Consider the following 19576-nt stretch of genomic DNA (forward strand, 5'->3'; position numbering starts at 1 on the left):
GATGCGGCGGCGGGTTTTTTATATCCCCGGATATGATCCGATTCCGCCGCGACGGTATCGTGAGTTATTCCGCCGCGAGGGGGCCAGTCAGGCCGCGATTTCAGGCTATCGGCTTGACACCGGCCCACGCACGGACAGCACTGGTTTCGGCTGGGGCGCGTCAGTCGAGAAGGACAGCCAGCAGAGCGAGGCGGAGTTCGAGGTGCTCGTCTGGGCGGATATCGTCGCGGGATCGATGGGGCAATCCATTGCCGCGACCTATGGGCAGCTTGCGCGAACGGCGTGGGCCTATATCGGGTCCGGTGCCTTGTGGCGGCTGATGCGGCTGCGGCGCGGTCCGGTGATTGCGGCGCTGTATCCGGTGGTCGTGCTGCTGGCGCAGGCGCTTGCCGCGGGGCTGGCGGGTTGGCTTGCCGGATGGCTGGTCTCGGTGGTGGCAACGTGGTTTCTGGGGCTGCCGGTGGCGCTGATCGTCTTCGTGCTGGGTCTGCGTCTCTGGCGCAGGCTGGATGGCAGGATCTTCGCTTATTACCTGATGCATGATTACGCCTTCACTGCGCAGAATGGCGGTGAATATCCTCCCTCTCTGCAACAGCGCATCGGAGATTTCGCCGACAGGATCACCGAGGCCGCAGATGCGGACTGGGATGAGGTGCTTGTCGTCGGGCACAGCTCTGGCGCTTATATCGCCGTATCGGTTCTGGCGGGGCTGGCGCGTGACGGGCGGTTATCGGGGAAGATTGCGCTGCTGAGCCTTGGTCATGTCGTGCCGATGGCCGCGTTCCTGCCCCGCGCGGATCAGCTTCGCCGCGATCTGCATGATCTGGCCGCGCGGGATATCTGCTGGGTCGATGTCACCGCGCCCGGCGATGCCTGCAGCTTCGGTCTGTGCGATCCCGTCGCCGTGTCGCGATGCGTGCCGGAAGGCGGTGGCGGGCCTCTGATCCTGTCGGCGGCCTTCAGGCAGACCCTCTCGGCCGGGAAGCAGAAAGAGCTGCGCGGAAGATGGTTCCGGCTGCATTTCCAGTATCTCTGCGCGTTCGACCGTCCGGGGAATTACGATTATTTCCTGATCACCGCCGGGCCGCGGACCCTGGCCGAGCGCTTTGCCGGGCGCAAACATTCGCCGGGCCGCATCGCGGTTCCAGCCAATCGCTGGCACTACCCATGATCCCGCCCAAGCCCTTTGCATCAGAACGGCGCAAAGGCGTCGCCCGCTATGCAAACGCCTTCCGGCAGGACCTGCTGTCGGCGCTTCCGGCAAAGCTGTTCCGCGCCTGGATGGCGGAATTCCGCAGCTTTCCGATTCACAGTTTTCTGTGCAACGATCCGGATCTGGTCTCGCTGGTGCTGCGCGAGCGCCCCGGCGATTTTCCGAAATCCAACCGTCTGCGCGAGGGGCTGGCGCCGCTTCTTGGCCGCTCGGTTTTCGTGACCAATGGCGAGGAATGGCAGCGTCAACGGCGGATCATCGACCCGGCTTTCGAGGGCGGGCGGCTGCGCGATGTCTTTCCGCATATCAGCGGCGCGGCGCAGGCCGCCGTGGCGCGGCTTGGCGCGGGGGGCGAGATGGATATCGAGCCTTTCACCTCGCATGCCGCGGCGGATGTGATCTTCCGCACGCTGTTTTCGATCCCCATCGAGGACCGGCTTGCCGCCGATGTCTTCGCCGCCTTCCGCGCCCATCAGGATGCGCAGCCCATCGTCAACCCCGCCGCGCTGATCCCCCTGCCGGGCTGGTTGCCGCGCCTGCATTCGCGCCGGACCCGTGTCACCGCGCGGCAGATCAGGGCGCTGATCACGCAGCTTGTCGATCAGCGGGCGCAGGAAATCGCGCAGGGCAATGCGCCCGACGATCTGGCGACGAAGATCATGACCATGCCGGACCCGGAAACGGGGGAAAAATTCTCTCCGCCCGAAATGGTCGATCAGGTGGCGATTTTCTTTCTGGCCGGGCATGAGACAAGCGCATCCTCCCTTGCATGGGCGTTATGGCTGCTGGCAACCAGCCCGGACTGGCAAAGCCGGGTCGCGGATGAAGCAGGGCAAATTCTGGGTGAAAGCCCTGCGTTTTCGGATGTCTCGCGGCTGAAGCTCAGCCGTGCGGTGTTTCGGGAATCGCTGCGGCTTTATCCTCCGGTGCCGATGATGGTGCGAGAGGCTGCCTGCCCCGAGCATTTCCGGGATCGTCAGGTGCCGAAAGGGGCTCAGATCGTGCTGTCGCCCTGGCATCTGCACCGGCATGAGCGCTTATGGGACAATCCCGACGGTTTCGATCCCGGGCGATGGGACAGCGAGAATGGACGCGATTGCGCCCGGCGTGCCTTTATTCCCTTCTCGGCGGGTGCGCGGGTCTGTCCCGGAGCGGGTTTTGCCATGCTGGAGGGGCCGCTGATTCTGTCCATGATTCTGCGGGATTACCGGCTTGAGCCGACAGACGAAATCCCGGTTCCCGTCGCGCGGCTGACATTGCGCGGCAAGGACGGGATCAGGGTCAGGATTTCACCTCGCGCCCCGGTTTAGAGCGGCCATCGGTGACGCGGGTATAGGTGCCCTGCCCGGCAAGGATACCGCAGAAGCCGCCCGGCTCATCCAGCGAAAACACGATGATCGGAAGCTTGTTGTCCCGCGCAAGCGCGATGGCCGAGGCATCCATGACACCAAGATTTTTCTGAAGCGCCTCATCATAGGTTACTTCGTCATAGCGTTTCGCATCGTCGAATTTATTCGGGTCCTTGTCATAGACGCCATCGACCTTGGTGCCCTTGAAAATCGCCTGGCAGTTCATTTCCGATGCCCGGAGCGTCGCCGCCGTGTCGGTGGTGAAATAGGGATTGCCGGTGCCGGCGGCAAAGATGATCACGCGTTTCTTTTCCAGATGGCGCACGGCGCGGCGGCGGATATAGGGTTCGGCGACCTCATCCATGCGGATCGCGGTGATGACGCGGGTATGGATGCCCTTCGCCTCAAGCGCGGATTGCATGGCAAGCGCATTCATCACCGTGGCCAGCATGCCCATATAATCGGCGGTCGTCCGCTCCATCCCCTGAGCGCTGCCCTGAAGGCCACGGAAAATATTGCCGCCGCCGATGACCATGCAGACCTCGACCCCCAGCCTGTGGACCGATTCGACCTCATCGGCGATGCGGGCAATGGTGGGTGGATGCAGCCCGAACCCCTGATCGCCCATCAGAGCCTCGCCTGAAATCTTCAGCATCACCCTGTCATAGCTGGTCGGGATCTTAGAATTCGTTTCAGTCATCGCCTTGGCCCTTCCAGCGGTTCAACTGCGGCGCAAAATGTCGCAAAAGGGAAACTGATTCAACCGCTCGAAAGGATCAACATGGGGTTAGACAAGGCTGAGGCGCTGAAACAGATCGACCCTGACCGCCATGTGGTCATTGCAGGACCGACTGCTTCGGGCAAATCCGCGCTCGCGCTTGCGATTGCCGAGGCGCAGGGCGGTACGATCGTGAATGCGGATGCAATGCAGATCTGGTCGTGCTGGCAGGTACTGACCGCGCGGCCCGATGCAGAGGACGAGGCCGCGGCACCGCATGCGCTCTATGGTCATGTCGATCCGGGCCAGAGCTATTCCGTCGGGGACTGGCTGCGCGAAATCGCGGCGCTTGAAGGGCGGATGATCATTGTCGGCGGCACGGGTCTGTATCTGACGGCGCTGACACAGGGTCTGGCCCATATCCCGCCCGTACCGCCGGAGATCCGGGCGCGGGGCGATGACTGGCTGGCGCAGGGCGGACTGGCCGATATGGTCGCGGCTCTGGACGCGCCGACACGGGCGAAGATCGACGTGAACAACCCGGCACGGGTGCAGCGGGCATGGGAGGTGCTGACCGCGACCGGGCGCGGCATTGCGGACTGGCAGAAGGATACGCCGCCTCCGCTTCTGTCCCGCGATGCGGCGCAGCGCGTGGTTCTGGTGTCGGACAAGGACTGGCTGAGCGGGCGGATCAAGCGGCGCTTTCAGAAAATGTGGTCCGGCGGCGCGGTCGAGGAGGTCGAGGCGATGTTGCCGGATTGGGATGATCGCGCCCAATGGACTCAGGCCATCGGAGCCGCCGAAATCGCGGCCTGCCTGCGCGGAGAGATCGACTCCGAGACCGCCGGCAAACGCGCCATCATCGCCACGCGGCAATATGCCAAGACGCAGCGGATCTGGTTCCGGGGCAAGATGAAAGACTGGGACAGGCTGCATTGCGGGCCTGCGGGCTGAGGCGTCAGGCCCGGATCACGCGTGCTTCGGGCTGGCGGCGTCTTTCGGCTGAACGTTTGGCGTCAGGCGGTGACGGTCCCGCCCGCAATGGCTACGCTTCGTCCTCATCGGCCGGGCGCATCCCGCCCCGGTCGCCCCGGAATCCCTGCGCCACGACGAATTTCTCGGAAGAATCCGAGCGGGAGGCCGGTGGTTTCACATTCGCCACCTTGTCGAAATTCTGCTTCAGCATGGTTTGCAGGCTTTGTTCGGCCCCGCCCGCCAGCACCTTGGCGACGAAGATCCCGCCCGGAGAAAGAACATCGAAGGCAAGCTGCGCGGCGGCCTCGACCAGAGCCACGATGCGCAGATGGTCCGTGCCCTTGTGACCCGAGGATGACGCGGCCATGTCGGACATGACCACATCGGCCTCACCCCCCAGCCACGCCTTGACCTTATCGTCCGCGCCTTCCTCCAGAAAATCAAGCACATGGATCTCAGCGCCGGGGATCGGATCGACCTCTTGCAGATCCACCCCGATGATGCGGCCCTGCGCCTTGCCGGATTTCTCACCCAATGCGTTGATCCGGGGCACAGCGACCTGACACCAGCCGCCCGGCGCACAGCCCAGATCGACGACACGCGCCCCCGGAACCAGAAAGCGGTATTTCTCATCCAGTTCGAGGATCTTGAACGCAGCCCGCCCGCGATATCCCTCGCGCTTCGCCCGCTGCACATAGGGGTCGTTCAACTGACGCTCCAGCCACAGGGTCGAGCTGAGCTTGCGGCCCTTCGCCGTCTTGACCCGCACGCGCAGATCGCGCTGTCCCCGCCCCGAGGATTTGCGCACACGGTCTCCGGGTTTCTTCGCCATCAGGTTACCCCGTTCAGTTCGTCATCGGTGATGGCGCCGTCGCGCACCATCTGGGCATAAAGCAGCCCTTCGCGCAGACCGCGATCAGCGACGGAAAGCCGCCTTGTCGGCCAGATCCGCATCAGGGTCTGAAGGATCGCCGCCCCCGACATGATCAGCGCATGGCGCTCCCGCCCAATGCGCGGATCGGCACGGCGACCCTCGGGTCCGAGCGCCAGATAACGCTGGATTACCGCGTCGATCTGGGCGGTGGTCATGGTCAGCCCGTCAACCTTGGTGCGGTCATAGCGCTTCAGCCCCAGATGGCTGGCCGCCACGGTCGTCACCGTCCCGGACGTGCCGATGATCTGGAAACCGCGATCCGGCGCTCCGGCAGCATAGGGTGCGAAATCGGCCAGCATTTCCTCGAAATACCAGCTCATCAGCGCGAAACGCCCGGCATCGTCCATGACATCGGCGAACTGGTCGCGCAGTGTCGCCACGCCAAGCGGCACGCTGATCCAGTCAACCACCCTCGCCCCGTCGGACTGGCTGGAGGAAAACCCGTTCCCCAGCTTCATGATCGCGCGGGAACGCTCGCGCGGATCGACCTCGGACAGATCGATCCACACCAGTTCGGTCGAGCCGCCGCCAATATCGACGACCAGAAGCTGATCGGTCCGCTGATTGACCAGAGGCGCACAAGAGATCACCGCAAGCCGCGCCTCTTCCTCGGCTCCGATAATCTCGATGGGCAGGCCGGTATCGCGGCGGATCATGCGCATGAAATCGCGGCTGTTCCGCGCCCGGCGGCAGGCTTCGGTGGCGACAAGGCGCATATGTTTCACATTATGCGTTTCCAGCTTGCGCCGGCAGACCTGCAAGGCATGAACCGTGCGCGACATGGAGGCACGCGAAAGCCGTCCCGAGGCCTCAAGCCCATGCCCGAGCTGAACCGGCTTCGAGAAGCTGTCGATCACCTGAAACTGGCTGCCCGTTGGTCGGGCAATCAGCATCCGGCAACTATTTGTTCCCAAATCCAAAGCAGCATAAAGCGGCCCGGATTCGGACTGGCGGGTGCCTGACGGCTCAACCTTCGGTGTCGGGAACGCGTCCGCACCCGCAGGACGCCTGGGCGCCATCGCTACGCCCTCCGATATCTAGTTGCCCCGAACGTAGCCCCGCCGGGGCGTCTGTTCAAGGGGTTGCACATGCTTGTTGAGATCAGAGGCGCGACGCGCCGGGGCGGGATCAGCTTTGCCCGGTTTCTTCACCGTGCTGGCGTCTGGACGCGGATGCGGTGGTTTCGGCATCCTCGCCATTGCCCATGCTGAACAATCCGGCAAGCCCGCGCGAGACGAGATTACCGACTTTCGGCCTTGGCTGCGCGATGAACGGCAGCGGGCGGCAGACCTCCATTGCGGCGATCCCGACCCGTGCGGTCAGGGCTCCGTTGACGACGCCCTCGCCGAAACGGCGCGATAATTTCGCGACCAGCCCGCCCCCGGCAAGCGTGTGGACCAGATCGTCCCCCGCCGCGACCGCGCCCGTCGCGATGAGATGCGTCATCACCGTGCGAGCCAGGCGCCAGCCGCCGACCGCGCCTGCCCGCCCACCATAGATCTCGGCCATGCGCCGGATCATGCGCAGATTCGCCAGAAGCGCCGCCGCCACATCCGCGAAGGTCAGAGGGATCAGCGCCGTGGCCGTCGCGACGGTCCGCGCCGCCGCCTCGATCTCGCGCCGCGCCTCCTGGTCCAGAGGCGCCATAAGCTGGGTTTCGGCCAGTGTCAGCAGGGTCTGCGCATCAAGCGCGTCGCGTCCGTGCCGTGCCAGATGATCGCGGCCCCATTGCGCGGCGGGGCGCTCGGCATAGATCCGGTCAAGCTGCGCGACAACGCTGCGTGCGCCCTCCAGATCGGATGTCGACAGCGCCAGACCGGCCTGCCGGTGGATCTGGTCGATCTGGGCGAAACGTCCCCAGGCCCGGTATTCGCGCCACGCCATTGCCAGAACCGCCACGGTGAACAGCGCGAACAGGGTCACGCCGATCCATCCCAGAACCGGCCAGCTATCCAGCAGCCGGTTGATGTAATTCAGCGCCGAGACCGACAGAAGAAATGTCAGCAGCGCCGCGCCGGTATTGATGAAGAACCGGGTCAGGCGGGACGGGCCCCGACCAGCCAGCCGGGTCACCAGCTCCATCGTGCGCGGGCGCGGCAGAACCGAGGCCGCGTCCTCGATCGGAGGCGCATCGGCGGGGTTGGCTTCGGCCTCATCCTCGCGCAGGGCAACCTTGGGAGCGGTGCGGCGTGGATCGGGTCCGGCAGAGTCTTCAAGCTCCACCAGTACTGGGCCTTTGCGACGCTGATCACTCACAGGCGGTCTCCGATCAGAAATTCGGCAGCACGGTCCAGCCTTATATGGGGCGGCCCGTCACCGGGGCGAGACGTATCGGCGGCAGGGCGGAAATTCATGATCGCGTAATCGCCATCCAGCCATTCCTCCTGCCCCTGACGGGCCGGAACCAGCAAGGCCGAGGGGTCCGCGGGCAGTTCTCCGGGATAGAACGCCGCCCGGCGGCCATCCAGCAGCGTCCCGCGCACCGCGGGCAATTCCTCGCCATTCTGGCGGATCACATCCTCTGTCGTGGCGCGAAGCGAGGCAATCGCCATCGCCTCGGTCCGGGCTCCGGCGAAATCAGCACGGTCGCGGGCCTCGCGCAGCAAGGCGGTGACGATATCGGTCAGGCGCTGATGCTGGCTGTGATGCAGGTGATCCGCCTTGGTCGCGGCAAAAAGGATCCGCTCGACCCGGCGCATTCCCAGCAACTGCGCCAGCCAACCCGAGCGGCCCGGATTGAACGCCGAGAGAATATCGGCCATCGCCCGGCGCAGATCCTCCAGAGCTTTCGGCCCGGCATGGATCGCCCCCAGAACATCGGCCAGCACGACCTGCCGGTCGATCTTGGCGAAATGATTGCGGAAAAACGGCTTCACGATGCGCGATTTATAGGCATCATACCGCCGCGCGAATTCGCGCCTCAGCGGCGATCTGTCCTCGGAAGGCGGCAGCGGCGCAAAGGTGAGGGCGGGCGATCCGGCCATTTCACCGGGAAGCAGGAACCGGCCCGGCGTGCAATCCGAAAATCCTGCCTCGCGTGAGGCGTTCAGATGGTCGGTATACAGCATGGCCAGTTGCTGCGCGGTGGCCTCGCTGAACCGTGCCGACATATCGACATCGTTCAGTGCCGCCATATAGGCATCCGCGCCGGGGCGCCCGGTCATGCGCGATAGCACCTCCTCGGACCACTGGTCGAAATCCCGCTCCATCAGGCGCAGATCCAGCAGCCATTCGCCGGGATAATCCACGATATCAAGATGCACGGTCTGCTGGCCGCGCATCCCTCCGAACATGCCGCGCGGCTGGACCCGCAGGGACAGGCGAAGCTGAGAGATATGCCGCGTGCCATCGGGCCAATACGGATCGGGGCCGGTCAGCGCGGCCAGATGCCGCTCAAGCTCGAAGCGCGGGACGGTATCGTCGGGCTGAGGCTGCAACCAGACCGACCTGATCGAGCCATCGGCGGCAGCCCTCAGCGCCGTCATCCGCCCCCGATCCATCAGATTGGCCACAAGCGAGGTAATGAACACAGTCTTCCCCGCGCGGGACAGACCGGTCACGCCCAGCCGTATCACCGGATCGCCCATGCCGATCCCGCGCATCAACCCATTGGTAAAATCGGAAATTCCCATCTGCCCGCCATATGTTTCCGGGATAACCCCTTGCCCCGGCATAGGGTTTCATATCGGCTGCACATCGGGCGGGTTCAAGCATTTCCACTGGCAGACAGGCGCTGCCCGCGCGATAACCGCGCCATGAGTGACCGCCTGCCGATCGACGACGCCCTGCCCGCTTTGCGCAAAGCCATGAAGGAACATGGCCGCGCCGTGCTGATCGCGCCGCCGGGGGCGGGCAAGACGACGCGGGTGCCTCTGGCACTAATGGATCAGATTGCGGGCCGCATCGTGATGCTGGAGCCGCGCCGCCTTGCCGCCCGCGCCGCAGCCGAGCGGCTGGCGCAGGGTCTGGGACAGAACCTTGGGCAGGATGTAGGCTTCCGCATCCGCGGAGAGGCAGTGCCCGGCAAGCGCATCGAAGTCGTGACTGAGGGGATTTTGACCCGGATGCTGCAATCCGACCCCTCGCTGGACGGGATCGGTTGCGTGATCTTCGACGAATTCCATGAACGCAGCCTGAATGCCGATCTGGGGCTGGCGCTGACATGGGAATCGCGCGGGGCTCTCCGCGACGATCTGGGCATTCTGGTCATGTCCGCGACGCTGGATGCCGGGCCGGTCGCTTCCATGCTGGATGATGCGCCGGTGGTGGAAAGCCTTGGCCGTGCCTATCCGGTCGAGACCCGCTATCTGCCGCGCCCCCTGCCCGGGCAGTTCCGCTTCGATCTTGAGGCCGCCAGGCTGATCGCCGAAGCCGAGGCCCGGACCCGCGACGATCCCGGCGGCACGATCCTTGCCTTCCTGCCCGGAGAGGGCGAAATCCGGCGCGTTGCCGCCAGCCTCTCGGATCTGCCGGTCGAGATTGCGCCGCTTTACGGGGCGATGGATTTCAAGGCGCAACGCGCGGCACTTGCGCCCCCCGGCGAGACACGGCGCATCGTGCTGGCGACAACGATTGCGGAAACCTCGCTGACCATTCCGGGCGTTCGTGTCGTGGTCGATTGCGGGCGGGCGCGGCGGGCGCGGTTCGACCCCGGCTCGGGCATGTCGCGGCTGGTGACGGAAAAGGTCTCTCGCGCCGAGGCGGAACAGCGGCGGGGCCGCGCAGGTCGGGTCTCGGAAGGGATTTGCTACCGGATGTGGGCGCGGGCCGAGGAAGGCGCCTTGCCCGCATATGCTCCGCCGGAAATCGCCGTGGCCGATCTGACCGGGTTGGCGCTGGAATTGGCGAATTGGGGCAGCGACGGCAGCGATCTGGCCTTTCTGACCCCGCCGCCAGAGGCCACGATGGCCGAAGCGCGGGGATTGCTGCGCGATCTGGGCGCGCTTGACGAAGATAACCGCATCACCCCGCATGGCCGCGATCTGGCCGCGCTGCCGGTGCATCCACGCATTGCGCATATGCTGGCAGTCGCGGGACGGCAGGCCGCCGATCTGGCCGCGCTGATCGAGGATCGCGACCCGCTGCGCGGCACGGGCGCGGATCTGGCATTGCGGCTGCGGGCGATGCGCGACCCGGCACGGCATGGCCCGGCGCGGGGTGGTTTGGAACGGCTGAAGCAAGAGGCGCAGCGCCTGCGCCGCATGACCGCTGAGCACCCGCCGATGCCCCCCGGCGCGATGGCCGCGCTTGCCTATCCCGACCGGATCGGCATGCGCCGCCCCGGCGATCAGCCGCGCTATCTGCTGTCGGGCGGACGCGGCGCGGTGCTGCCCGAGGGCGATCCTCTGGCGGGTGAAAGGCTGATCGTGGTGACCGATCTGGACGGAGAGGGGCGGGAATCGCGCATAAGGCTGGCCCTGCCGGTCAGCGAAGACGATCTGCGCGACCTCTTTGCGGACCAGATACGCCTTGTCGAAGCGGTCGAATGGGAACCGCGTCAGGGCCGCATTCTGGCCCGGCTGCGCGAAAAACTGGGGGCGCTGACACTGGCGGATAAACCGCTGGACTCGCCCGATCCCGAGGCATTGGCCCGCGCCGCATGGCAGGGCGTGCAGGCCGAGGGGCTGTTCTGGACGTCGAAAGCCGCCCGTCTGCGTGCCCGGATCAGGCTTCTGCCCGAGGGGCCGGATGTCTCGGATGAGGCATTGCTTGCGAATGGCGACTGGCTGATCCCGTTTCTGGGCAAGGTCCGAAACCGGGGCGATATCCGCTCGCTCGATCTGACGCAGCCGCTGATAAACCTGCTTGGATGGGAGGGGCAGCAGGCGCTGAACCGGCTTGCGCCCGCGCATTTCACCACCCCTCTGGGCCGTCAGGTGCCGATTGATTACGACGCCGAAACCCCGTCAATCGAATTGCGCCTGCAAGAGCTGTTCGGGGTCACCGCGCATCCCATGACGGGCCACCAGAGGCTGCGCATCACCATGCTTTCGCCGGGGCAGAAACCGATTGCGGTGACCACCGATCTGCCGGGTTTCTGGGCGGGCAGCTATGCCGAGGTGCGCAAGGAGATGCGGGGCCGCTATCCGAAACATCCCTGGCCCGAGGACCCGACAGAGGCCGATCCGACGCTGCGGGCCAAGCGGCGGGGCGAATAGGACGACGCTATTCCCCCATCATCCGCGCCACCCGCCGATCCATCATCCGCCGCCACAAAGGCGGCAGCATCGCCATCGCGCCCATGACCGGCAGGGAATAGGGCAGCATCGGGCGCTTGTTCTGCGGCTCCAGCCGAAGTGCGGGATATTCGCGCGACGGGTGGGCGTGGTGATCCGAATGACGCGGCGCATTGACCATCGCCAGCGAGGACAGCGGATGCGGCGCGTCCCAACTGTGACGCGGGCCGACAGGCTCGGGCCGGCCATTGTGAAGCTGACGGCGCAGCCCGTAATGCTGGACGTAATCGGACAGCATAAGCTGCATCTGCGCATAGAGACACAGCAGCAGATAATCGACTGCCGCCCGCGCGCCGAAGATCAGGGCCACCGCTACGATACAGGCCAGCCCGCCGCCGACCCAGACCGTATAGGGATTGCGCCGCCCGCTCTGCCCGGCCCGTTTGCGTTCCACCGCCAGCCCGGCACGGAAGGACCCAAACCATGCTCTCGGGAAAAACCGCCAGAAGCTCTCCCCCAGCCTTGCCGAGTTCGGATCGGCATCGGTCGCGACATGGATGTGATGTACCAGGCGATGCGCACTGACATGATGGCCGAATAACAGGCTGACATAGACCGCCGCACCAAGCCGGAACAGGGCTTTTCTGCCGCGATGGATCAGCTCATGCGCATTAGAATTCGAGACCTGCCCGAAATACATCCCGGTGCCGAGAAACAGGGCGACCCGTTCCCATCCGCTCAGCCAGTCGCCGGAAAACCCGTAAAGCGCCGCGATCAGCAGCGCGAAATGCCCCAGAGCAAGCTGGAACGAGGCCATATCGGCCATCGGGAACTGCGCCCCCTCGGGCGCGTCTCCGAAGCCACGGGCGATGATCGTATCAGCGGCGGGCGCGGCAAACGCCATCCACAGGAACCCGGCCCAGAGCGGCCAGCCGCCGCCCATCGCGCCCCACCCCAGCAGGAATGCGGGAAACAGCCCCACGGCGGCAAAGGCAGCAGCCGGCGGGACCCGGTACGTCATTACAGCCCGACCAGAGCGCGCGCGAAATCCTCGGGCTCGAACGCATCCAGATCGTCGATCTGTTCGCCAACCCCGATCGCATGGATCGGCAGGCCGAACCTGTCAGCAAGCGCCACCAGAACCCCGCCCCGCGCCGTGCCGTCCAGCTTGGTCATGACCAGTCCCGACACATCGGCCAGTTTCTGGAACGTCTCGACCTGGGACAGCGCGTTCTGCCCCGTCGTCGCATCCAGCACTAGCAGCGTGTTATGCGGGGCCGAAGGGTCCTTCTTGCGGATCACCCGGACGATCTTCGCAAGCTCCTCCATCAGATCGGCGCGGTTCTGCAACCGTCCCGCCGTGTCGATCATCAGCAGATCGGCGCCCTCTGCCTCGGCCTTCGTCATCGCATCGAAGGCGAGGCTGGCGGGGTCGGACCCCTCGGGCGCGGTCATGACCGGCACGCCCGCGCGTTGCCCCCAGACCTGCAACTGTTCCACCGCAGCAGCGCGGAACGTATCCCCCGCCGCGATGACCACATTCTTGCCAGCCGCCCGGAACTGGCTGGCAAGCTTGCCGATGGTCGTCGTCTTGCCCGAGCCATTGACACCCACCACCAGCACCACCTGAGGCGTTTTCGGATAAAGCGGCAAAGGCCGCGCGGCAGGCGTCATGATCCGCGTGATTTCCCCGGCCAGAAGGGTCTTCAGCTCGGTCGAGGACACACGGCGGCCCATCCGGCCTTCGGCGATATTGGCCGTGACGCGCAGCGCCGTATCGACGCCCATATCCGCCGCAACCAGCGTATCCTCAAGCTCTTCCAGCATCTCATCGTCAAGCTCGCGCCGAGGCTCTGCCGGGGCAGAGGCCGCGCCGCCGAAAAGACGCCCCATGAGACCGGATTTCTTTTCCATCGCCGATGCGGGCGGCTGTTGCACCGGCTGCGGCATTGGAATGGGGTCCGGGCGCGGTGCGGGGTCAGGCGCAGCTTCAGGGGACGGCACAGGCTGCTCCGGTTCAGGCCGGGCCGGTTCGGGCGACGGAACCGCCGCAGGCGCTGCCTGTCGCTCAGCCGGATCGAGATCGCGGGCGAGGGGTGCCTGTTCGGCCTCAGCCTGCTGAGGTTCGGGCGAACCTTCCCCGACCAGATCGTCCAGCCCCTGCCCGATCTTCGATGAGGATTTTGTCAGCCGCTCGCGCAGCTTTGAGAAAAACGACATGCATGCCCCTTAAGAGTTCGCCACGAAACCTAAGACTTCGCCGCAGAAAGGAAAAGGGCCGTCGCAGTCGCATGGTCCAAGGGAAATCGACCAGTTACTCCGTCAGGACAGGCTGGCGTCGCGACGGTGCAACCGGATCGCCTGAAACGCGGCTCAGAACGCCCGGAAGGTCATCGTGGTCAGGGTTCTGACAATCCCGTCTATGTCGAAAAGCTTTTCGTTGAGGAACCGCCCGACATCCTCATCCTCGGGAATATACAGCTTCGCCATCAGATCATATTCGCCGGATGTCGAGTACAGCTCGGACACGATCTCACGTTCATAAATCGCATCGGCGACGGCATAGGTCCGGCCCGGCGAGCAGCGGAACTGTACGAAAACGGGGCGCATGGGCTGGCTCCTGATAAATGTTGCGGGCAACCTATCGCGCCGGTGCCTCCCGGGTCCAGTCCCCCCGCGCCAACCCGACATAAAAACGCCGCATCATCAGGACAGAGGCCACCGCCAGCCCGATCATCAGCCCGATCCACAGACCGGCAGGGCCGATTCCAAACGGAAAGGCGAACAGCCATGCCGCCGGAAGCCCGATCACCCAATAGCTGAGCGCGGCAAAATACATCGGCACGCGCGTATCCTGCACCCCGCGCAGAAGCCCCAGCCCCTGCACCTGCAACGCATCGACAAGCTGGAACAGCGCCGCCCAGAACATCAGACCGACAGCGATCTGCATGATCAGCGGCGCATCCGGGTCTCCGGGGTTCAGATACAGGGCGATCATCGGCTGCGGCAGGAAAATGAACAGAAGGCCGGTCAGCAGCGCGAATCCGACCGACAGCGCAATCACCGTCGCCGCGGCTTCGCGCAGCATCGTTTCATCGCCAAGCCCGCGGGCGCGTCCGGCCCGTATCGTTCCTGCATTCGACATGCCCAGATGGAACATGAAGGCAATTGAGGCGATTTGCAGCGCGATCCCATGCGCGGCCAGTTCCCGCGTCCCGAACCAGCCCATCATGATATTCGTGCCGACAAACATGCCGACCTCGGCCACCAGCGTCATTCCCACTGGCAGACCAAGCCAGAACACCGCCCGGAAAGCCAGCCAGTCGGGTTTCCAGAAACGCTGCATCAGCCGGATCGGCCTCGCCTGAGGAAGCCACAGCGCATAGGCAAGGATCGCCAGAAGCGTCAGATATTGTGTAAAGATCGAGGCGATGGCAGCGCCGCGTACCCCCAGTTCAGGAGCGCCCAGATTACCGAAGATGAACACCCAGTTCAGCAAGATATTCAGCGGAATACCCGCGACGGTCAGCCAGAGCACAACCTGCGTCCGCTCCATCGCCGCCAGATAGGAATTCAGCACCATCGCCCAAAGCGCGGCCCCCGCGCCCCATCCGGCGATGCGCAGATATTGCTGCGAGAGATCCGCAACCATGTCGGTCTGTCCAAGCGCCAGCAGGATCGGCTCGGCGAACCACAGGACCGGCATAATGAGAATGGCATGAAAGCCCGACAGCCACAGCGCCATGCGGGTGGCCCGGCGCACTTCGGTGGAATCGTCGCGGGCATTTGCCGTGGCCAGCAATCCAAGCACACCGATGCCGTAGCCGGACCCCAGCATGATGAAGATGAACATCACCGAGGTCGCGATCACCAGTGCCGCCAGTTCCTCGACGCCATATTGTCCCATCATCACCGTATCGGTGATATTTATGCCCATACGCGCCAGATGCCCGCCGACAAGAGGCAGGCCCAGCGACAATGTCGCAATCAGATGCGGGCGATAACGAACGAGATCCATGCCGGGCGATTAGCCCTAAGCCGCTGTCAGGGCAAGACGGTCACATAGCTTTGGCGAATGCCGCGGCGGCAGCGGCAGCGATGCGCCGGTCAGTTGCGTCCTCTGGCCCGGTCGCACGGGGGCGAAAGCGCAGACGGAAGGCGTGAAGACGCTCGACCGCGTCTGCCTCGGGATAGCCGATTGCCGCAAGGCTTTCTGTCAGCGGCCTGTCCTCGCCGGGGCCGTCCGGGTGTACGGCAAGACCCTGCCGCGCCAGTCGCGCCCAGTCGAAACGTGGCCCCGGATCGAATTTGCGCCCCGGGGCCATATCCGAATGTCCGATCACGGCCTGCCTGCCAATCGACCACCGCGCCATGATCCCGGCAAGCAGGGTTTCAAGCGCATCCATCTGCGCCGCAGCGAAGGGGCGGTTGCCGGGATTGACCAGTTCGATACCTATGGAGCGCGAATTGATGTCCTCCTGCCCCTGCCACGCGCCCGCACCGGCATGCCACGCCCGGCGTTCCTCTGGGACGAGGGCTTCGACGCTGCCGTCTTCATCGATCAGCCAATGTGCGCTGACCTCGGCCTGTTGGTCGCAGAGCCGCGCCCGGGCCGAGGCTGCGTCTGCCATGCCGGTGAAATGGATCACGATCAGGGACGGAATTGCGCCGTCCCTGCGCGGGCCGTGATTGGGGCTTGGATGGGATCGGGACGGGTCAGGGGTCAAGGGGCGCTGCCCCTCGGCCCGTTCCGGGCCTCACCCCGGGATATTTTGACCAGGGTGAGCGGACCGGTGCGTCCTCTCAAAGCTGTCCTTCGCGATACGGAGCCGGGTTCCATCCGCAAACGAAGCCGTCGCCATCCGGGTCCATACCCATCGTATCCTGCTGCGGACCTCCGGCAGAGAGGAACATCATCTGCGCGGCAGCCGGGTTCGGGAAACGCGCACAGGCGCGTGCGGCGGTTTCGGAAGAACCGCTCTGGCGGCCATAAACCGCTGTGCCGGGGGCATGATTCTGCGCGACCGCATAGCGGATCAGCGGATCGGGAGAATTGGTCCGGACCGGTGCGGTGGTGATCGGCTCAATCCCCGGCTGATCTGCCGGACGGACCGGAGCCGGTGCTGGCGCCGGTGCGGCGGGGACGGTCTGGACCACCACAGGCTGCACCGCTGCCTGACGGGTCGCCACAGGCTGCGCGACCACGCGGCCAGTCGATGAGGATTGCTGCGTGCCGGTCACCCGCCGTCCCGTCGCCGGATCGTAATAACCGCCACCGGAGCGGCTGCCGGTTGCCTGCGCGGGAACTGTCCGGACGACGCCCCAGATATTCGGCCCGGCGATCTGTTCGGCTGTCGGCGCTTCGAAGGGCCGCGCCTTCGGCACGGTTTGCGGCACCGGCCCCTGCCCGGTCAGCGCCACTTCGCGTGTCAGCAGGTACTGGCCATAGGGGTCATCCTGATCCATGCCGTAATTCATGCCATCACAGCCAGCAACCCCGAGGGTACACACCAGCAAAAGAACCGTATTTCTCATCGTGTCCCTCCTTCGCTTTTGCCGCTACTTTACCACCAATGCTGCGGCTTGGAAGCAAAACCTGCCGCGCGTTCCAGAACGAGCGCATGGTTCAGCAGATCGCCTTCCTCGAAAGGACGGCCAATCAGTTGCAGACCCAGGGGCAGACCCTGGCCGTCCAGCCCGACCGGAACCGAGATTCCCGGCAGACCGGCAAGATTCACCGTCACCGTGAAGACATCGTTCAAATACATCTCGACCGGGTCCTTCTCGGCCATATCGCCAAGCCCGAACGCCGCCGAGGGCGTCGCCGGTGTCAGGATCGCATCGACACCATCCGCATAAGCCTGATCGAAATCGCGCTTGATCAGCGCACGGACCCTGCGGGCGCGGTTGTAATAGGCGTCATAGAACCCCGCCGACAGCACATAGGTGCCGATCATGATACGGCGCTGCACCTCGGGGCCGAAGCCTTCGGCGCGGGTTTTTTCGTACATCTCGACGATGCTGTCGCCCTGCCCCAGCTTCGCGCGGCGGCCATAGCGCACCCCGTCATAGCGGGCGAGATTCGACGACGCCTCGGCCGGAGCGATCACATAATAAGCAGGCAGCGCGTATTTCGTGTGCGGCAGGCTGATCTCGACAATCTCGGCGCCTGCATCGCGCAGCATATCAGCGCCCTTCTGCCACAGCGCGTCGATTTCATCGGACATGCCATCCATGCGATATTCGCGCGGGATGCCGATCTTCTTGCCCCGGATATCTCCGGTCAGCGCGGCTTCGTAATCCGGGACGGGGATATCGGCGCAGGTGGAATCCTTGTCATCTACCGAGGCCATCGCCCCCAGCATGATCGCTGCGTCGCGCACGGTCTTGGTCATCGGCCCGGCCTGATCCAGAGACGAGGCAAAGGCGATCGTCCCCCAACGGCTGACGCGGCCATAGGTCGGTTTCAGCCCGACCGTCCCCGTAAACGCCGCAGGCTGGCGGATCGAGCCGCCCGTATCGGTCCCGGTCGCCGCAAGACACAGATCCGCCGCAACCGCCGCCGCAGAGCCGCCAGAGGAGCCTCCGGGGGTCAGCTTGCGCTCATCGACTTTCCACGGATTGACCGCATGACCGTACACGCTGGTTTCATTGGACGAGCCCATTGCGAACTCATCCATATTCAGCTTGCCCAACATCACGGCCCCCGCATCCCAGAGATTCTGGGTCACGGTGGATTCGTATTGCGGGTTGAAGCCTTCCAGAATGCGGCTCGCGGCCTGAGTTGCGACGCCGCGTGTACAGAACAGATCCTTCACCCCAAGCGGGATTCCCGTCATCGGCGCGGCATCGCCTGCACGGATCCTCTGATCCGCGACACGGGCCATTTCACGGGCCAGTTCGGCGGAATCATGGACAAAGGCGTTCAGCTCACCTGCCGCTTCGATGGCAGTCAGGCAGGCATCGGTCAGTTCCAGCGAAGACAGCTTGCCCGCCCGCATGGCCTCGCGGGCTTCGGCGATGGTCAGATGGTTCAGATCGCTCATTCGACCACCTTCGGCACCGCAAAGAAACCCTCACGCGCATCGGGGGCATTGGCAAGGATCTTGCCCTGATAGCCGCCATCGGTCACGACATCCTCACGTCGCTTCAGCCGCATGGGCGTCACGCCGGTCATCGGCTCTATACCCTCGACATCGACCTCATTGAGCTGTTCCATGAACTGAAGGATGGAACTGAGTTCTGACGCGAGTGCGGGAAGATGCTCCTCCTTGACCGCGATCCGGGCCAGATGGGCGACCTTGCGCGCCTCTTCTTCTGTGATCGACATGGATGCTCCTTTAACCTGCGCGTGGTTTAGCCTTCCCGCGCCGACGCCGCAAGCAGAGCGGTGCTGTTAAACCGTAACAGCGACGACGGAAAAAGGCATCGCCGCATTGTTCGCCGCCGCGCCTTGCGGAGAGGCAGGGCGGATGCTCGCGCCCCTCCGCCTGTGCCGGACTGTTACGGGGCGAAGCTTTTCATGACGTCTGCCTCGACCAGCTTCACGCCAAGCGCCCTGAGCGGTGAAATATCGGGCTCGATCGCTTCGAAAGTCTTGTAATGCGAACAGATGATGGTTTCGAAACTGAACCAGCGTTTCGCGGCATAGGCTGCCCGCGCCGGGTCCATCGTGAAATGCCCGCCAACAGAGAGAATCCCGATTTCGGGTTTGTGCAGATCGCCCATCCATTCCATATCGGCCATGATATCGGTATCGCCAGAGAAATAGATCGTCTTGCCCTCGGCCGAGATCATATAGCCCGCCTCATGACCGGCATAGACCGGCGCACCGTCATCGCCCGAATAAGACGATGAATGCATGGCCGCGACCATCGTCACTTTCACCCCGGCCAGATCGACCGTGCCGCCCTTGTTGAAGCCAATCACTGCGATGCCGTGCCTGTTTTCCCAGAACTGCATCAGGTCGAAAATCCCGACCACCGGAATATCCAGCTCCTGTGCGATCCCGACCGCTTCCGAAGCATGGTCTCCGTGGCCATGCGTGATCAGGATATGAGTCGCCCCGTCCAGTGCCTCGGCCCGGCGATCATCCGGGAATGCGGGATTTCCGTTCAGCCAGGGGTCGATCAGCAGCACCGCCTCGCCGATCTCCATCCGCCAGCTTCCGTGACCCAGCCATGTCAGTTTCATGGTCATCTCCTTTTTCCA

The 19576-nt window shown here is 64.5% G+C and carries 18 protein-coding genes; 4 read left to right on the top strand and 14 right to left on the bottom strand.

What is annotated here, in order from left to right; translation table 11 throughout:
• The first annotated feature begins 1 nt into the window (after window position 1).
• Both PAE61_RS10965 and PAE61_RS10970 read left to right on the top strand, forming a co-directional pair.
• On the top strand, window positions 2-1171 hold the full coding sequence (locus tag PAE61_RS10965; protein WP_271112425.1) for an alpha/beta hydrolase: 1170 nt from the start codon (window positions 2-4) through the stop codon (window positions 1169-1171).
• Window positions 1168-2523, top strand: a complete 1356-nt coding sequence (locus PAE61_RS10970) for a cytochrome P450 (RefSeq protein ID WP_271112426.1) — start codon at window positions 1168-1170, stop codon at window positions 2521-2523. The genes PAE61_RS10965 and PAE61_RS10970 overlap by 4 nt, the downstream gene beginning before the upstream one ends.
• On the opposite strand, the gene pyrH is transcribed toward PAE61_RS10970, so the two are convergent.
• Window positions 2495-3262 (bottom strand): UMP kinase, encoded by a 768-nt coding sequence (gene pyrH, locus PAE61_RS10975; protein ID WP_271112427.1) that lies wholly within the window; start codon window positions 3260-3262, stop codon window positions 2495-2497. The two genes, PAE61_RS10970 and pyrH, sit on opposite strands and share 29 nt — an antisense overlap.
• A gap of 81 nt (window positions 3263-3343) precedes the next feature.
• Here pyrH and miaA point away from each other — a divergent pair, with 81 nt between their 5' ends.
• On the top strand, window positions 3344-4234 hold the full coding sequence (gene miaA, locus PAE61_RS10980) for a tRNA (adenosine(37)-N6)-dimethylallyltransferase MiaA (protein WP_271112428.1): 891 nt from the start codon (window positions 3344-3346) through the stop codon (window positions 4232-4234).
• 91 nt (window positions 4235-4325) lie between these two features.
• Here the strand turns inward: miaA and PAE61_RS10985 are convergent, their stop codons facing one another.
• The 4 genes from PAE61_RS10985 to PAE61_RS11000 form a co-directional block, all read right to left on the bottom strand.
• The gene (locus PAE61_RS10985) at window positions 4326-5087 is read right to left on the bottom strand and encodes an RlmE family RNA methyltransferase (protein ID WP_271112429.1); all 762 of its coding nucleotides are present in this window, start codon (window positions 5085-5087) and stop codon (window positions 4326-4328) included.
• Window positions 5087-6208, bottom strand: a complete 1122-nt coding sequence (locus tag PAE61_RS10990; protein WP_271112430.1) for a Ppx/GppA phosphatase family protein — start codon at window positions 6206-6208, stop codon at window positions 5087-5089. Before PAE61_RS10990 ends, PAE61_RS10985 begins: the two co-directional genes overlap by 1 nt.
• Window positions 6209-6317: 109 nt before the next feature.
• Window positions 6318-7445, bottom strand: coding sequence for a YcjF family protein (locus PAE61_RS10995; RefSeq protein WP_271112431.1), 1128 nt, complete (start codon window positions 7443-7445; stop codon window positions 6318-6320).
• On the bottom strand, window positions 7442-8821 hold the full coding sequence (locus PAE61_RS11000; protein ID WP_271112432.1) for a YcjX family GTP-binding protein: 1380 nt from the start codon (window positions 8819-8821) through the stop codon (window positions 7442-7444). The genes PAE61_RS10995 and PAE61_RS11000 overlap by 4 nt, the downstream gene beginning before the upstream one ends.
• A gap of 123 nt (window positions 8822-8944) precedes the next feature.
• On the opposite strand from PAE61_RS11000, the gene hrpB reads away from it, so the two are divergent.
• Window positions 8945-11347: an ATP-dependent helicase HrpB gene (gene hrpB, locus PAE61_RS11005; protein ID WP_271112433.1), complete on the top strand. Its 2403-nt coding sequence runs from the start codon at window positions 8945-8947 to the stop codon at window positions 11345-11347.
• A gap of 7 nt (window positions 11348-11354) precedes the next feature.
• Here hrpB and PAE61_RS11010 read toward each other — a convergent pair whose 3' ends face one another.
• The 9 genes from PAE61_RS11010 to PAE61_RS11050 all read right to left on the bottom strand — a co-directional run bounded on the left by PAE61_RS11010 (window position 11355) and on the right by PAE61_RS11050 (window position 19558).
• Window positions 11355-12386, bottom strand: coding sequence for an alkane 1-monooxygenase (locus PAE61_RS11010; RefSeq protein WP_271112434.1), 1032 nt, complete (start codon window positions 12384-12386; stop codon window positions 11355-11357).
• Window positions 12386-13585 (bottom strand): signal recognition particle-docking protein FtsY, encoded by a 1200-nt coding sequence (ftsY, locus tag PAE61_RS11015; protein WP_271112435.1) that lies wholly within the window; start codon window positions 13583-13585, stop codon window positions 12386-12388. Before ftsY ends, PAE61_RS11010 begins: the two co-directional genes overlap by 1 nt.
• A gap of 153 nt (window positions 13586-13738) precedes the next feature.
• Entirely contained in the window at window positions 13739-13975 is a 237-nt protein-coding gene (locus tag PAE61_RS11020; protein WP_271112436.1) for an Lrp/AsnC ligand binding domain-containing protein, read from the bottom strand.
• A 31-nt stretch (window positions 13976-14006) separates the two neighbouring features.
• The gene (locus PAE61_RS11025; protein WP_271112437.1) at window positions 14007-15383 is read right to left on the bottom strand and encodes an MATE family efflux transporter; all 1377 of its coding nucleotides are present in this window, start codon (window positions 15381-15383) and stop codon (window positions 14007-14009) included.
• A gap of 40 nt (window positions 15384-15423) precedes the next feature.
• On the bottom strand, window positions 15424-16092 hold the full coding sequence (locus PAE61_RS11030) for an N-acetylmuramoyl-L-alanine amidase (protein WP_271112438.1): 669 nt from the start codon (window positions 16090-16092) through the stop codon (window positions 15424-15426).
• Between the two features lie 76 nt (window positions 16093-16168).
• Window positions 16169-16900: a hypothetical protein gene (locus tag PAE61_RS11035; protein WP_271112439.1), complete on the bottom strand. Its 732-nt coding sequence runs from the start codon at window positions 16898-16900 to the stop codon at window positions 16169-16171.
• Window positions 16901-16929: 29 nt separating this feature from the next.
• Window positions 16930-18411, bottom strand: a complete 1482-nt coding sequence (gene gatA, locus PAE61_RS11040) for an Asp-tRNA(Asn)/Glu-tRNA(Gln) amidotransferase subunit GatA (RefSeq protein WP_271112440.1) — start codon at window positions 18409-18411, stop codon at window positions 16930-16932.
• The gene (gene gatC / locus PAE61_RS11045) at window positions 18408-18695 is read right to left on the bottom strand and encodes an Asp-tRNA(Asn)/Glu-tRNA(Gln) amidotransferase subunit GatC (protein WP_271112441.1); all 288 of its coding nucleotides are present in this window, start codon (window positions 18693-18695) and stop codon (window positions 18408-18410) included. The genes gatA and gatC overlap by 4 nt, the downstream gene beginning before the upstream one ends.
• Before the next feature lie 173 nt (window positions 18696-18868).
• On the bottom strand, window positions 18869-19558 hold the full coding sequence (locus tag PAE61_RS11050; protein WP_271112442.1) for a metal-dependent hydrolase: 690 nt from the start codon (window positions 19556-19558) through the stop codon (window positions 18869-18871).
• Window positions 19559-19576: the final 18 nt, after the last annotated feature.

The organism is Paracoccus aerodenitrificans, from assembly GCF_027913215.1.
GTDB lineage: Bacteria > Pseudomonadota > Alphaproteobacteria > Rhodobacterales > Rhodobacteraceae > Paracoccus > Paracoccus aerodenitrificans.

Excerpts from the sequence above, each read along its gene's own strand:
- PAE61_RS10965 (WP_271112425.1), top strand. The coding sequence starts at position 2 with ATGCGGCGGCGGGTTTTTTATATCCCCGGATATGATCCGATTCCGCCG.
- PAE61_RS10970 (WP_271112426.1), top strand. The coding sequence starts at position 1,168 with ATGATCCCGCCCAAGCCCTTTGCATCAGAACGGCGCAAAGGCGTCGCC.
- pyrH (WP_271112427.1), bottom strand. The coding sequence starts at position 3,262 with ATGACTGAAACGAATTCTAAGATCCCGACCAGCTATGACAGGGTGATG.
- miaA (WP_271112428.1), top strand. The coding sequence starts at position 3,344 with ATGGGGTTAGACAAGGCTGAGGCGCTGAAACAGATCGACCCTGACCGC.
- PAE61_RS10985 (WP_271112429.1), bottom strand. The coding sequence starts at position 5,087 with ATGGCGAAGAAACCCGGAGACCGTGTGCGCAAATCCTCGGGGCGGGGA.
- PAE61_RS10990 (WP_271112430.1), bottom strand. The coding sequence starts at position 6,208 with ATGGCGCCCAGGCGTCCTGCGGGTGCGGACGCGTTCCCGACACCGAAG.
- PAE61_RS11000 (WP_271112432.1), bottom strand. The coding sequence starts at position 8,821 with ATGGGAATTTCCGATTTTACCAATGGGTTGATGCGCGGGATCGGCATG.
- hrpB (WP_271112433.1), top strand. The coding sequence starts at position 8,945 with ATGAGTGACCGCCTGCCGATCGACGACGCCCTGCCCGCTTTGCGCAAA.
- PAE61_RS11010 (WP_271112434.1), bottom strand. The coding sequence starts at position 12,386 with ATGACGTACCGGGTCCCGCCGGCTGCTGCCTTTGCCGCCGTGGGGCTG.
- ftsY (WP_271112435.1), bottom strand. The coding sequence starts at position 13,585 with ATGTCGTTTTTCTCAAAGCTGCGCGAGCGGCTGACAAAATCCTCATCG.
- PAE61_RS11020 (WP_271112436.1), bottom strand. The coding sequence starts at position 13,975 with ATGCGCCCCGTTTTCGTACAGTTCCGCTGCTCGCCGGGCCGGACCTAT.
- PAE61_RS11025 (WP_271112437.1), bottom strand. The coding sequence starts at position 15,383 with ATGGATCTCGTTCGTTATCGCCCGCATCTGATTGCGACATTGTCGCTG.
- PAE61_RS11035 (WP_271112439.1), bottom strand. The coding sequence starts at position 16,900 with ATGAGAAATACGGTTCTTTTGCTGGTGTGTACCCTCGGGGTTGCTGGC.
- gatA (WP_271112440.1), bottom strand. The coding sequence starts at position 18,411 with ATGAGCGATCTGAACCATCTGACCATCGCCGAAGCCCGCGAGGCCATG.
- gatC (WP_271112441.1), bottom strand. The coding sequence starts at position 18,695 with ATGTCGATCACAGAAGAAGAGGCGCGCAAGGTCGCCCATCTGGCCCGG.
- PAE61_RS11050 (WP_271112442.1), bottom strand. The coding sequence starts at position 19,558 with ATGAAACTGACATGGCTGGGTCACGGAAGCTGGCGGATGGAGATCGGC.